The 14,748-nt window shown below is 35.7% G+C and carries 10 protein-coding genes; 9 read left to right on the forward strand and 1 reads right to left on the reverse strand.

Annotation, left to right across the window (positions count from 1 at the left end; translation table 11 throughout):
* The first annotated feature begins 75 nt into the window (after positions 1–75).
* The 9 genes from hisG to D7004_RS07900 all read left to right on the forward strand — a co-directional run bounded on the left by hisG (position 76) and on the right by D7004_RS07900 (position 8,689).
* On the forward strand, positions 76–927 hold the full coding sequence (hisG, locus tag D7004_RS07860) for an ATP phosphoribosyltransferase (protein ID WP_123205329.1): 852 nt from the start codon (positions 76–78) through the stop codon (positions 925–927).
* A 59-nt stretch (positions 928–986) separates the two neighbouring features.
* Positions 987–2,282 (forward strand): histidinol dehydrogenase, encoded by a 1,296-nt coding sequence (hisD, locus tag D7004_RS07865; protein ID WP_123205330.1) that lies wholly within the window; start codon positions 987–989, stop codon positions 2,280–2,282.
* A 60-nt stretch (positions 2,283–2,342) separates the two neighbouring features.
* Positions 2,343–3,383 (forward strand): histidinol-phosphate transaminase, encoded by a 1,041-nt coding sequence (gene hisC / locus D7004_RS07870; protein ID WP_123205331.1) that lies wholly within the window; start codon positions 2,343–2,345, stop codon positions 3,381–3,383.
* Positions 3,384–3,387: 4 nt separating this feature from the next.
* The gene (gene hisB, locus D7004_RS07875) at positions 3,388–4,521 is read left to right on the forward strand and encodes a bifunctional histidinol-phosphatase/imidazoleglycerol-phosphate dehydratase HisB (RefSeq protein ID WP_123205332.1); all 1,134 of its coding nucleotides are present in this window, start codon (positions 3,388–3,390) and stop codon (positions 4,519–4,521) included.
* Between the two features lie 77 nt (positions 4,522–4,598).
* Positions 4,599–5,189 (forward strand): imidazole glycerol phosphate synthase subunit HisH, encoded by a 591-nt coding sequence (hisH, locus tag D7004_RS07880; RefSeq protein ID WP_123205333.1) that lies wholly within the window; start codon positions 4,599–4,601, stop codon positions 5,187–5,189.
* A gap of 57 nt (positions 5,190–5,246) precedes the next feature.
* Entirely contained in the window at positions 5,247–5,996 is a 750-nt protein-coding gene (gene hisA, locus D7004_RS07885; protein WP_123205334.1) for a 1-(5-phosphoribosyl)-5-[(5-phosphoribosylamino)methylideneamino]imidazole-4-carboxamide isomerase, read from the forward strand.
* A 162-nt stretch (positions 5,997–6,158) separates the two neighbouring features.
* Entirely contained in the window at positions 6,159–6,914 is a 756-nt protein-coding gene (gene hisF, locus D7004_RS07890) for an imidazole glycerol phosphate synthase subunit HisF (protein WP_123205335.1), read from the forward strand.
* 89 nt (positions 6,915–7,003) lie between these two features.
* Complete coding sequence (hisIE, locus tag D7004_RS07895; RefSeq protein WP_123205336.1) at positions 7,004–7,606, forward strand: bifunctional phosphoribosyl-AMP cyclohydrolase/phosphoribosyl-ATP diphosphatase HisIE; 603 nt, start codon at positions 7,004–7,006, stop codon at positions 7,604–7,606.
* Between the two features lie 183 nt (positions 7,607–7,789).
* Positions 7,790–8,689 carry a WD40 repeat domain-containing protein gene (locus D7004_RS07900; protein ID WP_123205337.1) on the forward strand — a complete coding sequence of 300 codons (900 nt, stop codon included), beginning with the start codon at positions 7,790–7,792 and terminating at the stop codon, positions 8,687–8,689.
* A 96-nt stretch (positions 8,690–8,785) separates the two neighbouring features.
* Here the strand turns inward: D7004_RS07900 and D7004_RS07905 are convergent, their stop codons facing one another.
* A complete protein-coding gene (locus tag D7004_RS07905; RefSeq protein WP_167459447.1) occupies positions 8,786–14,695 on the reverse strand; it encodes an alpha-2-macroglobulin family protein in 5,910 nt (1,969 codons plus the stop codon).
* Positions 14,696–14,748: the final 53 nt, after the last annotated feature.

Consider the following 14,748-nt stretch of genomic DNA (forward strand, 5'->3'; position numbering starts at 1 on the left):
ATATGATATGTTTGTTTTGTACTTCAAAACTTTTTTTCCGAAAAATTATTTCTTGTTCATTCTATATTCAATACTTTGAAAACACTAAAAATTGCTATCCAGAAATCGGGTAGGTTAAACGAAAAATCCGTAGAAATATTAAAAAATTGTGGTCTTTCTTTCGAAAACTATAAGAGTTCTTTAATATCAACCGTTCAAAATTTTCCATTAGAAATTCTTTTTCTTAGGGATGATGATATCCCAGAATACGTTCAGGATGGCATTGCCGATTTAGGAATTGTAGGAGAAAATGTGATTACCGAAACTAAAGCCAATGTCGAATATTTACAACGTTTAGGCTTTGGAAAATGCACCCTAAAAATTGCCGTTCAAACCGGTAGTGATATCCAAAAATTAGAGGATTTAAATGGTAAAGCTATTGCCACTTCTTACCCGGTAATTCTAGAAAAATTCTTAGATGAAAAAGGTATAAAATCCGATATCAGAACCATCTCCGGTTCGGTAGAAATTGGTCCGGGTTTAGGTTTAAGTGATGCGATTTTCGACATCGTTTCTACGGGCGGAACTTTAAAAAGTAATGGGCTTAAACCCTTCGCAGATGTGATGCAATCGGAGGCTGTTTTAATCGGAAATAAATCAATAATAGACAACCCTGAAGTTGCAGAATTATTGCAAAGAATTCGTTCGGTGCTCAGTGCAAAATCAAACAAATATGTAGTACTAAATGTATCGAAAGATAACCTACAAAAAGTTGTTGACTTGTTGCCTGGAGTTAAAAGTCCAACGGTAGTTCCGCTCTTCGAACCGAACTGGGTTGCTGTACATTCTGTAATTGCTGAAGAAGATTTTTGGGATAAAATTAACAGTCTTAAAGCGGCAGGTGCAGAAGGTATTTTGGTGATGCCAATAGAGAAAATCATCACCTAAATTAGGTGAAAATTGCATAAACTCATATTAACTATTAGTTAATTTAAAATTATAAAACATTGAAAGTCTATAACTATACAGGTTTATCTAAACAAAAAGTACAAGAACTCTGTTCTCGGCAAATTGAAGACGATAAATTGGTTGAAGAACGTGTTGCAGAAATCATAAATTCTGTAAAAAAAGATGGTGATAAAGCACTTTATAATTTTGCAAAAAACTTTGATAAAGTTGAATTAGAAAAACTTTATTTAGATGCAGCAGAATTAAAAGCCATTGCTGCTACCATCCCTGTTGATGCAAAAAATGCTATCGATACGGCTTATCAAAACATTAAAACTTTTCATCAGTCTCAATATAAGGTTGAAGATAAGGTAGAAACCATGCCTGGTGTGGTTTGCTGGCGAGAATCGAGAGCAATTGAGAAGGTAGGATTGTATATACCAGGCGGAACAGCAGTTTTACCAAGCACGTTTTTAATGTTAGCAACACCTGCTCTTATTGCAGGTTGTAAAGAAATAGTGGTTTGTTCACCCCCACAAAGTGATGGTAGAACTAACTGTTATTTGGCTTATTGCGCTGTTCTTTTAGGTATAGAGAAAATTTATTTGGTAGGTGGCGCACAAGCTGTTGCAGCAATGGCATTTGGTACCGAAACTGTGCCTCAAGTATATAAAATTTTTGGCCCTGGCAATCGCTACGTTACTACCGCAAAAACGATGGTACAAAATAAGGTGGCAATTGATATGCCGGCTGGTCCATCAGAGGTTTTAGTGGTAGCAGATGACACTGCCAATCCGTCATTCGTAGCTGCCGACTTACTCGCACAAGCTGAACATGGAATTGATAGTCAGGCTGTTTTGGTTTCTACTTCAAACAAAATAATATCTGAAACGTTAAAAGAAATTGACATTCAGCTTGCTAATTTGTCAAGAAGGGAAATCGCGGCTAAAGCCATCAACAATTCGTATGCTGTTTTAGTTGATGATTTAGATACTGCAATGGAATTTTCTAATGAATATGCTCCTGAACATTTGATTTTAGCAACTGAAAAATTTGAAAGTCTAATACCACTGATAATCAATGCCGGGTCGGTTTTCTTGGGAAATTTAACCCCAGAAAGCGTAGGTGATTATGCATCAGGAACAAATCATACATTACCTACAAGTGGCTTTGCTAAAGCATATTCGGGTGTTTCACTTGATGCTTTTGTTAAGAAAATAACATTTCAACATTTATCACCCAACGGCTTAAAAAATATTGGACCAACAGTAGAAGTAATAGCCGCAGCTGAAGGTTTAGATGCGCATAAAAATGCGGTTACGATTAGATTGAACAAAGTGGAAGGAATAAAGTAAAAGTTTAAGGCGCCATGCCTATCCTTTTACCTTTTACCTTTTACCTTTTACCTTTAAAAAATGGATATTAACGAATTAGTAAGAGAAAATATAAGAAACCTTAAACCATACTCAACCGCCAGAGATGAGTTTAAAGGTCAGGCATCAATATTTTTAGATGCCAATGAGAACAGTTACGGTTCTCCCCTACCCGCAAATTACAATCGCTACCCAGACCCTTTGCAACTGGATTTAAAGGATGCCATTAGTAAAATTAAAGGCGTTCCAATTGAAAATACTTTCTTGGGAAATGGTAGCGACGAAGCCATCGATTTATTATATCGTGCCTTTTGTAATCCGGGAAAAGACAATGTTATTATTTTGCCACCAACTTATGGCATGTATGAAGTTTCTGCAAACATAAATGATGTAGAAATCCGTAAAGTAAATCTGCTTCCAAACTTTCAATTAGACCTCGAAAAAATTGCAGAAACAATTGATAAAAACACTAAAATAATTTTCATTTGTTCGCCAAATAATCCGACCGGAAATTCGATAAATAGAACAGATATTGAAACCATTTTAGCCAACTTTAAAGGCATCGTTGTTATCGATGAAGCTTACATAAATTATGCTAAACAAAAGACCTTTATTCAGGAGTTAACCGAGTATGGAAACCTGGTTGTTTTGCAAACTTTTTCTAAGGCTTGGGGACTCGCCGCACTCCGTTTGGGTATGGCATTTTCATCAACAAAAGTTATCGATGTTTTGAATAAAATTAAGCCACCTTACAACATCAATCAGGCTACTCAAGACTTAGCTTTTGAGGCACTAAAAAACATCACTCAAGTAAACGAATGGATTAAAGAATCTGTATCGGAAAGAGAGCGACTTGCTGACCAGTTAAGCAACTTAAATATCGTTACAAAAGTTTATCCTTCGGATGCGAATTTTATTTTAGTTGCAGTAACCGATGCAACAAAAATTTACGATACTTTAGTGGAAGAGGGAATCATTGTTCGCGACCGCTCGAAAGTTATTTTGTGCGAGGGTTGTTTGAGGATAACGGTAGGAACCATTGAAGAAAATGATAAATTGATAACCATTCTGAAAAATTTCTAAATAGATGAAGAAAGTATTATTTATTGACCGTGACGGAACTTTAAATATCGAACCAGATGATGAACAAGTTGATAGTTTTGCTAAGCTCAAATTTTATCCACGCTCGTTATATTATCTTTCTAAAATTGCGGCAGAAATGGATTACGAATTGGTAATGGTTACCAATCAGGATGGATTAGGAACATTATCAAATCCGGAGGAAAATTTTTGGCCCATCCATAATTTTATGTTGGATACTTTTGCTGGCGAAGGTGTAAACTTTAGTGAAATTGTTATTGACAGAACTTTTGCGAGAAATAATGCTCCTACCCGCAAACCGGGCACAGCTTTGCTAACAAAATATTTTAGTAGCGACTACGATTTAAAAAATTCATACGTTATTGGAGATAGATTAAACGACGTTGTCTTGGCGAAAAACTTAGGTGCAAAAGCTATTTTCCTTCGTCAGAATGATGCGTTGGGTTCTACCGAAGCGCTAGATAAACATGAAACCTTACTTGATGTTATCGTTTTAGAAACTAAAAAATGGGAAGATATTTATAACCTGCTGAAGGCTGGAAGTAGAAAAATTAACCATGTGCGCAAAACCAATGAAACCGATATTACCATAAATTTAGATTTAGACGGAACCGGCAAAGCTAAAATCGAAACGGGCTTAAACTTTTTCGACCACATGTTAGACCAAATTGCCAGACATGGAAGTGTTGATTTAGAAATCATAGCCAAAGGAGATTTACACATTGATGAGCACCATACAATAGAAGACACCGGAATTGCCCTTGGCGAGGCTTTTGCTAAAGGCTTAGGCAATAAACTAGGCATTGAACGCTATGGTTTTTGCTTGCCAATGGATGATTGTTTAGCACAAGTTGCGATAGATTTCGGCGGAAGAAACTGGATTGTGTGGGATGCAGAATTTAAACGCGAAAAAGTTGGCGATGTGCCTACAGAGATGTTCTATCACTTCTTTAAATCTTTTAGTGATGCAGCAAAATGCAATCTAAACATAAAGGCTGAAGGTGATAATGAACATCATAAAATTGAGGCTATCTTTAAGGCTTTCGCAAAAGCAATTAAAATGGCGATTAAGCGTGATGCGGAAAAAATGGTTTTGCCAAGCACAAAAGGGCTTTTGTAAATGAACAAGGATAAATGAGCAAAGAACAATGACTAATGGTCTTTATTCTTTGTTCTTTAATCTTTAATCTTAGAAAAATGATTGGAATAATAAATTACGGAGCAGGTAACATTTTCTCTTTAACAGCCGCTTTAGATCGTTTGAAAGTCGAATATGGCATGGTAAACACAAAAGCTGACCTGGAAAAATATAGCCACATCATCATTCCGGGAGTTGGTCATGCCGGTGCTGCGATGGAAAAATTGAAAGGCACAGGATTAATTGAGGCGATTAAAAAACTTAGCAAACCTGTGCTGGGCATTTGTGTGGGCATGCAATTAATTACCGAGCACTCGGAAGAAGGAGATGCAGCGCTTCTGAGTATCGTGCCTGTGAGAACGAAAAAATTCAATAAGTCGCTGAATATCAAAATCCCACACATGGGCTGGAACGCTGTTCATCCGAAAAACAATTCGCTGTTTGAAGGTGTTGAAGATAATACACAATTTTACTTTGTGCATTCGTACTTTATTGAATATAACCCTACTTTTGATATCGCATCTGCTAATTACGGATTAAAGTTTTCGGCGGCAGTGCAAAAAGATAACTTTTATGGCGTTCAGTTCCACCCAGAAAAATCGGGCAAAGCTGGCGAACAGATACTGAAAAATTTTTCAAACCTCAATTGAGCTTTAGAAATTAAACAACGACTTTTAACTTTCAACCTTTAACTTATAACTTAAGAAATGTACATAATTCCTGCTATTGATATTTTGGATGGAAAAGTTGTTCGCCTGCGTGAGGGCGATTACAATCAGAAAACAGAATACGATGTTTCTATTGCCGAGATGATTGAAAAATATCGTTCAAATGGGACAGATTTCATCCATATTATTGATTTAAACGGTGCAAAAGGCGATTTCAGCAACCAAAAATCCTTGTTCGAAATCATCAAAAAAACCGAAATGAAGGTTCAATATGGTGGCGGAATTCGTACGATAGAGCAAGTTACTAATCTGCTTGATGCTGGCATTCACCGTGTTATTGTTGGTACACAAGCCATCACAAACCCCGATTTCCTGGCATCTTTAAGTAATGCTTTTGCCAAAAAAGAAGACTATGCAAATCGTATTGTAATTGCCATCGATGTGCTAGACGAGGTAATTAAATACTCAGGTTGGATGGAAAGTTCGCCAATCAAACTAATGGACTACGTTGATAAATGCCTTTCATTAGGTTTTTTCCGTTTCTTATGTACAGATATCAGCAAAGATGGAAAATTAGGTGGCGCTGCTGTAGATTTATATAAAAAACTACTTGAACACTCTCCAATGATAAAATTGATTGCATCAGGTGGCGTAAGTTCTATGGATGATATCTACGAATTGGCTAAATATCCAATTAGAAGTGTAGTTGTTGGAAAAGCAATTTACGAAGATAGAATTACCATCGAAGAGATAAAAGAGTGGAATTTGAGGATGCTAAGTTCGATTTAACCCAACAATTTGAATAATAATTGAAGTATTGTTAATCGGTCGTCATGCTGAATTCATTTCAGCATCTTGAATACATAAAGACTCTGAAATAAATTCAGGGTGACGATGCGCCTAGCGAACTATTAGGATAATCGTTCCTTGCAATAACGAAACCCCAAACAAATGCTGAGTAAAAGAATAATCCCCTGCCTCGATGTTAAAGACGGTCGCACGGTAAAAGGTGTAAATTTTGTTGATTTACGCGATGCGGGCGACCCGGTAGAATTAGCTGCTCAATATGCGCAGCAAGGCGCAGATGAACTGGTGTTTTTAGACATCACGGCTACACATGAGCGACGTAAAACGATGATTGAAATGGTAAAATCAGTTGCCCGGCAGTTGAATATTCCGTTTACCATTGGCGGTGGAATTACCGAACTTGCTGATGCTGAAGCTTTACTAAATGCAGGTGCAGATAAAATCAGCATCAATTCGGCCGCTGTTCGTAACCCAAAATTGATTGAAGAACTAGCAAAGGCTTTTGGTGTTCAGTTTGTAGTTTTAGCGGTTGATACTAAATTTGTTGATGGCAGAAACATGGTTCACTTAAATGGTGGCCGATTAATTACCGAACTGGAAACCGAAAACTGGATTAAACAAGCGGAAGATTTAGGAGCAGGAGAAATTTTATTAACCTCTATGGACCATGATGGGACTAAAGCTGGTTTTGATTGCGGTTTGCTTCACAAAGTAAACCAAATGATAAATATTCCAATTATTGCATCTGGTGGTGCAGGAAATATGGACCATTTTACAGAAGTATTTCAAAAAGCAAATGTTGATGCCGCGTTAGCAGCATCAGTATTTCACTACGGTGAAATTCTCATACCGGATTTGAAACAGGAATTAAAAAGAAATCAAATTCCTGTTAGGATTTAAATTTACACTCGTTTTTGCGAAGCACGAAGCAATCTATTTTGCAGGGAAGATTGGCCCATACCTCGCAGTAACTGAAAAGATTAAAATAAATGAATATCAATACATCATCTCTTGATTGGGATAAAACAGCTGGCTTATTGCCTGTAATCATCCAGGATTATAAAACTTTAGAAGTTTTAATGCTGGGTTATATGAATGCCGAAGCTTTAGAAAAAACGCAATCGGAGGGCAAAGTAACCTTCTTTTCCCGCTCGAAAAACAGACTTTGGACTAAAGGAGAAACCAGTAATAACTTCTTGTATGTGAAAGAAATTTTTGTTGATTGCGATAACGACACCATATTAATTAAAGCCGATGCTGTCGGACCAACTTGCCATACCGGTAGCCGCAGCTGTTTCAAAACAGAATTTAATCAAAACTTCATTTTTGAATTGGAGAACATCATTGATGATAGATATGCAAATCCTGTTGAAGGTTCCTACATCAACAAAATGCGTAAAAAAGGTTTGAATAAAATTGCACAAAAAGTTGGCGAAGAAGGCGTAGAAACCGTAATTGCAGCACTGGCTGAAAGCGAAGAAGAATTAATTGGAGAGGCATCAGACCTTGTTTTTCATTTATTATTTTTATTGAAAGAGAAAGGTTTATCCATTCAAGACATTGCAAAAAATTTAGAGAAAAGACATAAGTAGGCTGAGGCTAAGGTTGAGGTTAAGGCTAAGTTGAGATTGAGACAGTTTGCTTACATCTTAATCTTGGCCGTAATCTTACTATAATTCGAGTACAATATCCGTATTAGGCTCAAATCTTGATCTCAGTCTCATCCTCAACCTCAGTCTCAGCCTTAACCTCGCTCTCAACCTCAACCTTAAACCATGCTCAAACACTTAAAAACCCTTTCTGGTCATCAAAATCCTGTTTATGCTTTAGCCAATTCTGAGAGCGGCGAAACATTCTACAGCGCCGGAAATGATAAGGGTGTGGTCGAATGGTCGTTAGCGGATATGGCTTTTTTGAAGGTTAAAATGCCCGTTCAAAGTTCTGTGTATTGCTTACACCATTTTGATAATCTTTTATTTGTTGGGGAACGCAGTGGTGCATTTAGCGTTTACGATTTACATAAAGAAGAAATGGTTATTCGTGTAAATGCACACCTAAAGCCAATTTTCGACATCAAAACCGTGAAATCAAAAAACGAGTTGATTACAACTGGCGAAGATGGTACGGTTGCAGTTTGGTCGTTAACTGATTTTACAGAAATTTACCGTTTTCAGGCTGCATACGATACCGTAAGAACGATAGCAATTTCTCCAGATGAACAAGAAATTGCGCTTGGTTGCAAAGACCATCTAATTAGAATTTACAATTTAAACGATTATAGTTTAAAGCAAACGTTAGAAAGTCATTCTTTGCCTGTAACTTCTTTAGCTTATCACCCAACAGGAAAATATTTACTTTCTGGCAGTCGCGATGCACAATTAAAAATATGGAGTTTGCCGAATTACGAATTACAGCAGTCCATCACAGCACACATGTTTACGGTTTATGATATTGCATTTCATCCAGCACTCCCCTATTTTGCCACAAGTAGTCAAGATAAAAGCATTAAACTTTGGGATGCAGAAAATTTTAAGTTGTATAAAACCTTAAGTATAGAAAAATCTGGCGTCGGTCACGCCCATTCCATCAACAAAATTATTTGGAGCAATGATGGAAAGTATTTAATCTCTACAGGTGATGATAGGCAAGTGATGGTTTGGGAGATGGAAATCTAATTCCCTATTATTCTCGTCATTGCGATCTTACTAAGCAATCTCATTTTTTTATACTAGTGCAATAAGATTGCTTAGTGCCTCGCAATGACCAAATTTCTAATTTATCCCAACCATCTTCATCCCTTCTCTTCCATAAAAAACAGGGAAATACATCATTTCTGCTCTTGCTGGATTTAAAACATACGAACCAGAATACCTCGGCATTAAATCTATTTCAAAAGTATATTTTCCCTGTTTTAGTTTTGAGCAGAAGATTGATGTTTTGTTTTTAAAATACTCTCTATGTGTTTCTATACCCCAAAAATTTTGCACTTTGTTTTCGTAAGAACATCCTGCTGGAATAGGAATTTCAATCATCACATAATCTGCATCAGCTTTAACTTCTACTTCGACTTTCAGTTTTGTTAAAGTTCCTGCTTTTAATTTAGTTACAAAGCTTCCATTTTGTATTAAACTAGAATTAACTTTAAAATCCTTATCTATTTTTTGTGGTTTAGCATTTTGAAATTGCTGATAAGCGGTAAAATAAACAGCCATTTTTCCTGATTTGGCAACCTTTAAATCCGTAGGATTATTAATGGTTTTATCAAAAGGAAATTGATTTACCGTTTGTTCGTTAATTTTGATTGAGGCAGGTTCATCCTTTTTAGTTCCGGAAATTAATTCTGGCAAAATGGTTTCTAAAATCAACGAAGCTTCATAAGTATTTCGCCATTGCCCATCTTTACGCTGCTCCAAAAAGTATAATGTAATTTTCTCCAATTCATTTTCGTAACCACCAGCATTCCTCAATATTTTATATGCCAGCAATGTATTTTCAATACTGTTATCCCAAAAACGGATATTTTCTTCGCCCCAATAAATACTGCCAAACATGGTCTGCTTTTTCAGTTTAAGTAAATCTGTTAAATCGATTTGAATTCCTGCATTTTGTTTAAGCAACATCATTTCTAATATAGAATAAGTGCTTTTGTAGGATATTCTGTTTTTCACGGTCAAAAGTTCTGGAGAAATACTCTCTTCTCGTTTCCGTTCTTTTTCTAATTCCTGTTTTTCGAAAGCCAATAGCCAAGCTTTAAAATCATATTTATCATCAAGTAGTTTTAAAAGCTTTATGGTTTGCAGCTGACTATAATTAGGACTTTCTTGCATTTTAGAAATCAAGTAGCTCCGTAAAACATCTTTGTTAAGCTCTATTTTATATCCTTGTTTTTCGGCTAGCAAAAGTGCTTCAACAACATGTAAACTAATCCAGATTTCTTCGTTACTATTTTGCCACCAACCCCATGTGCCTTGCGGATTTTTAGTTTGATAGAGTTTCTTTAAAATAAAATTGATATCCTTTTCGTGGGCAAAAGTTTGGTTTAAATACTTTCTAAGCTGTTTTTCTAGCAGTAACGATTTCAATTTCGACGCCAATTGCTCATTACATAAATATTCATAATTACGCACCTTGGTCATTTCATCCAACAATGTTGGAAAAATAGAAGCTTCTGCTCTAATCGTAATTTTTCCAAGTTGCTTATCGAAACCAAAATTGATCGTGGTATCTTTAAGCAAAGCTGAAAAGTAACCTTTCGTTTCTTTCACGCCGGCTTCAAATACCGGTATTTTTCTTCGCTCGCCGTCAAAATATCCATTCTCTTGTGCCAAAGTATATTCAAAATTTAAGCTATCTTTCGAGGTCACGTTGATGCCAACCGTATCAATGTGAGAATTTTTGAACTTTACTATGCTATTCTTAAACTCTTTGCCGTTGTACAAAAATTTTCGAACTCCGCTCTCTTCTATTGGTGTATAGTTCATCAATTTGCCAATTACTTTAATGCTATCCCCAATAGTTGCAAAAAGCGGCGAAACAAAATTTGCACTTAGCGATTTAAAAGATTTAATGTTTCCTTCCGTGTAGCCTGTCTGCCTGTTTCCATTCATAGCCATAACCCGTGTTGTCCATTTGGTAATATCATCCGGAAACTTTACGGTAAACTTAGCCACACCGTTTTCATCAGTAATTAATTTTGATTGCCAAAAGCCTTCATCATTAAAATTGCTGCGCATAGTTTGTTGTTGTGCAACTGGCTCACCGGCAAGGTTGGTTGCTAAATTCCCTTTTTTGCTTTTAATGATGATTACCCCATTTGCAGCTCTAGCACCATAAATTGCAGTTGCGCTGGCATCTTTAAGGATAGTAATATCTTTTACTAAATCTTTATCCAAAACATTAATATCGCCATCAAAAGGCAATCCATCTAAAATAATTAATGGTTTTTTGTTGGGAGATAATGTTGACGAACCTCTTATTGAAATCATTGAAACTTCTTGAAGTTCTAGGCCAGCAGATTTACCTTGCAAGGCATAATTTAGCTCATCGTTAGAACTTATAGACATCGTTGCACTAGCAGTCATATTTTGTTTTCTAACCGCTCCATAACCAACTATTTCAACGCCTTTCAAATTGTTATCAATTGTATCAAGTAAAATATCTCCAACTGAGCCATTTACTATATCAAATACTTTATCGTAATATCTTGTGGTAGATATTTTTATAGCTCCCTTTTCTGGTGTTTTAAAACTAAAAAATCCTTTAGCATCGCTGATGGTTTTTATATCTAAACCTACAACCTCTACGACAATACCTGATATTGGTTTATTAGTTAGGCTAGATAAAACTCTTCCTTGCAATGTGTTTTTGAGCTCATTTTTATCAAATAAATAACTATTAAAAAAGGTTTGGATTTTTTCTGAAACATAGGTTCCACCTTCGCTACTGTAATTCCCTATTTTAGGCGTAGATTTTATAATACTATCCATTTTTGTGCTGAAAGCATCGGCTGCTGCAATTTTTAAGAAATTCCATTTGTAATAATTTGCACCATTTGCTTTTATATTGATACCATCTGCAATAAAATAGCTGTTATCCTTTAATAAAAACAGGATTTTGTATTTGCCGCTATCCAATACATCTGTATTTATTTCACCTTTATGAATGCGCAAATAGTTGGCTTGGTTAGTTTTATAAATGAATAGATTTTTAACGTATGGGATGTGGTTTGTAAAGGCAGTATCAATGTCATACCTCAACTTGCCTGTACCTTTGTGTCCGATTAAACTTGCATTGTAGAAAAGTTGTGTTGTTCTACTTCTCAAATCCATAAAATCTAACCAAATTTTATCAATTTCATTCTTTTTTACAGCATATTCATCGGCAAATTTTGTATTGCCATTGCCTGTATATGCAGATAGTTTAGTATCAAAAGCATATTTTGTGGCATTTGATTTTTGTTTGATTAATCCTGGTTCAAAAGTATAGGTGTAACTCGTTTCTTTGGTAAAAGATTGTTTGAATTTTTCATTATCGAAAACTAGGGCATTTTCTCTTATTGGGCCAATTAACAATGGATTTTCTGGGCGATTATTAGGGTTAATCAGTAACCGAGTTTCAGAAGTGGCAGCCGAGATAGTAGGTTTTTGGAGCGCAAAATTATTGGTAACCTTAAGCATGTAATTATCCAATTCCTGGCTTTCGGATGCACTAAGAATAGTTGGCTTGCTTACCGTAACCAAAGCATTAGTGGTATCTGCCAACACGCTGAAAATTGTTTTTTTACCGGCGGTGATGTTGTAATTTTTTAATGTTATCAGTTTATCCGCAGTGCGGATTTTAAAATCGTGAAAACCTGGTTTTACCACAAAAGAGTAACGCTGTAATTGTTGCGCCTGATTAAAAAACACAGGAATATTATCAATATAAACAATGTTAGCAGGTAAAATGGCACCATCAAAAACCACAAAAGGCGCAACCTGTGTGGTGGTATCATTAGCGCTTTCAATTACATTATAAATTGGTTCGGGATGCATAAACCTAAAATACTCAATGGTATCTAACCCTAAGTTTTTGCTCCATTTAGTCCAAGCCATCTGGTCTAAAATGGTACTAACACTGCCGTTGGCTTCGTCAGCCTCAACCTTTATTTTATTGGATTTGTGCACCAAATATTTCCTTCCCATGTACGGCAATCTAACATTCGGAATATCCTTAAATTTGGATGTGAAAGCTTGTGCCGTTACATCTGTTTCGGGTACAGGTTTGCGGTTAATATCTGTAACCTTGACTAACATATTCACCTTTTGCCCAGGATAAACCATATCCGGCGCAATCAATTTTAAATTTAACTGGTAAGGATTGTAAAATGTGCTTACTTCCCTTGTTTCTTCATCTCCATCCCAAAAATAATTGATGCGTATATGGCTAGCTTTTCGGCTATCGTTTTTTATCAGCGTATCTAAATTATTAGTGTAACCTCTTAAAAAGACTTTATTATCTGCAAAAATAGTGTACCAAAAAGGCACTTTATATTCGTTAATAACCACCACACGCAAACTATCTTTATTTTGTACGGCGTTAATTTGCAGTTCGGGTTTTAATGATGTGATATAAATGGTTGCAGTATCTTTTGGGGTTTGTATTTCGATGTATTCGGCTCTATAATCGGTCTTTGCCATATAAGGCAAGGTAATATTTTGCGAATTGATCACTACATCATCTTCTGCATAGCTAATTATTTTAGCTAGTTGACTTTCGCTTTTACCATTTACCAAATAGTTGATAACCAAACTGTCTTTTCTAAATTCAGATTTTATTTCAATTGGTTTAACGGCCTTCTTCGAACTCTTCCAATCGTTATAGGTTAGAGATTTAGAAGCCGTTCTCACTTCGTTGTTACTGTTTAAGAATTTCGCATCTAAATTAAACCTAAGGTTCGCTTTGGGAAAAATATCAGTAGGAAGAACAAGTTTAGTTTCGCCAACAGGATCTAGCGTGATAGTCTTTTGCCAAAGTGTATCAGGTACAAAAACCTTTTTATCGGTATAATAACTTATATCACCAGTAGTTAATGTAAGTTCTACTCTACCATCAGGCACTGCCAATTCATTTTCGTCGGTTGCTTTAAAATAAACAGTAATTAAACTATCTTTTGTTTGCTCATTTCTATCTGTTCGTAGCGAAAAATCAAGTGATTTAAGTTCATAATCTTCATAACGGAAATTATTGCTGATGCGAAGCGCTTTCCTCGGCTTTTTAGACTTTTCTTCCAAACTAACACCATAATTTCTATCCAGCTTTAGGCTTAAACTATCTGCAAGCACGAAACTATATTCGTAACCCCCATTTTTGTATGGGTTGATGGTAGCTAATATTTTTTTAGCACCATCAGTTTGTAAAATCACATCTGCCGCTCTGTTTTTGATGTTTCCGCCGTTGGCATTAATAATAAAAGCTTTAAATTTTACAGTATCGAGCGGCTTATACATCGGTTTGCTAAAAACCATGTAGCCCGAAAACAATGGTTTAACACTTCTTTTCTTTTTAAAAACCGATTTAAACGGTTGCCAAAAATATTTTGTCGGGAACGAATAAGCTACTTTTTTAAAGAAAGACCAGTCTTCCCTATCATCATCATAGTAATTGTTATCAGCAACATCGTACTCAAAGAAATTACTTATCCCATCGTGCACCACTTTAATAACACCTTCTTCTTTTGGTTTGCCAGCTTCTTTGGTATACGTACTTCTATATAGTTTCGCTTTAGCATCATATTGAGCTCGTTTTTTACCGTCAATTTCTACAAAAGCACTAGTAATTAGGTTTCCTTTTACATCTGTTATGTAAAACTGAAAATCCTTTTCGTTATTAATAAATTGTAGTAAAACATTGTTTTCGCAATGTAAACTCGAATTGATAGCACCTCCGCTGGCATTTACAAGCAGGTAATTTCCGTAAGGTAAATCGGTCTTTTTGTAATCTTTGTAATAATCAGGGCTGATTAAAGTGTGGTAAAAACTATCATTAGCTTTTTTCTTATTTAAAACGCTAACAACCTCGTTGTCATTAATTTTATAAACAAATGTAGCATCGCTGGCTTGTTTGCTTTTAGATAATTTGTTTTGACTGAAACCTTTATAAGTGAAAACAAAAAGAGTGATGAGCATTAAAAGTATCTTCATTATTATAAACTGATTTGGAATTTGTTCTAAATACTCCATTCATAAATGAGTGG

It is taken from the genome of Pedobacter jejuensis (genome assembly GCF_003725795.1).
Lineage (GTDB): Bacteria > Bacteroidota > Bacteroidia > Sphingobacteriales > Sphingobacteriaceae > Pedobacter > Pedobacter jejuensis.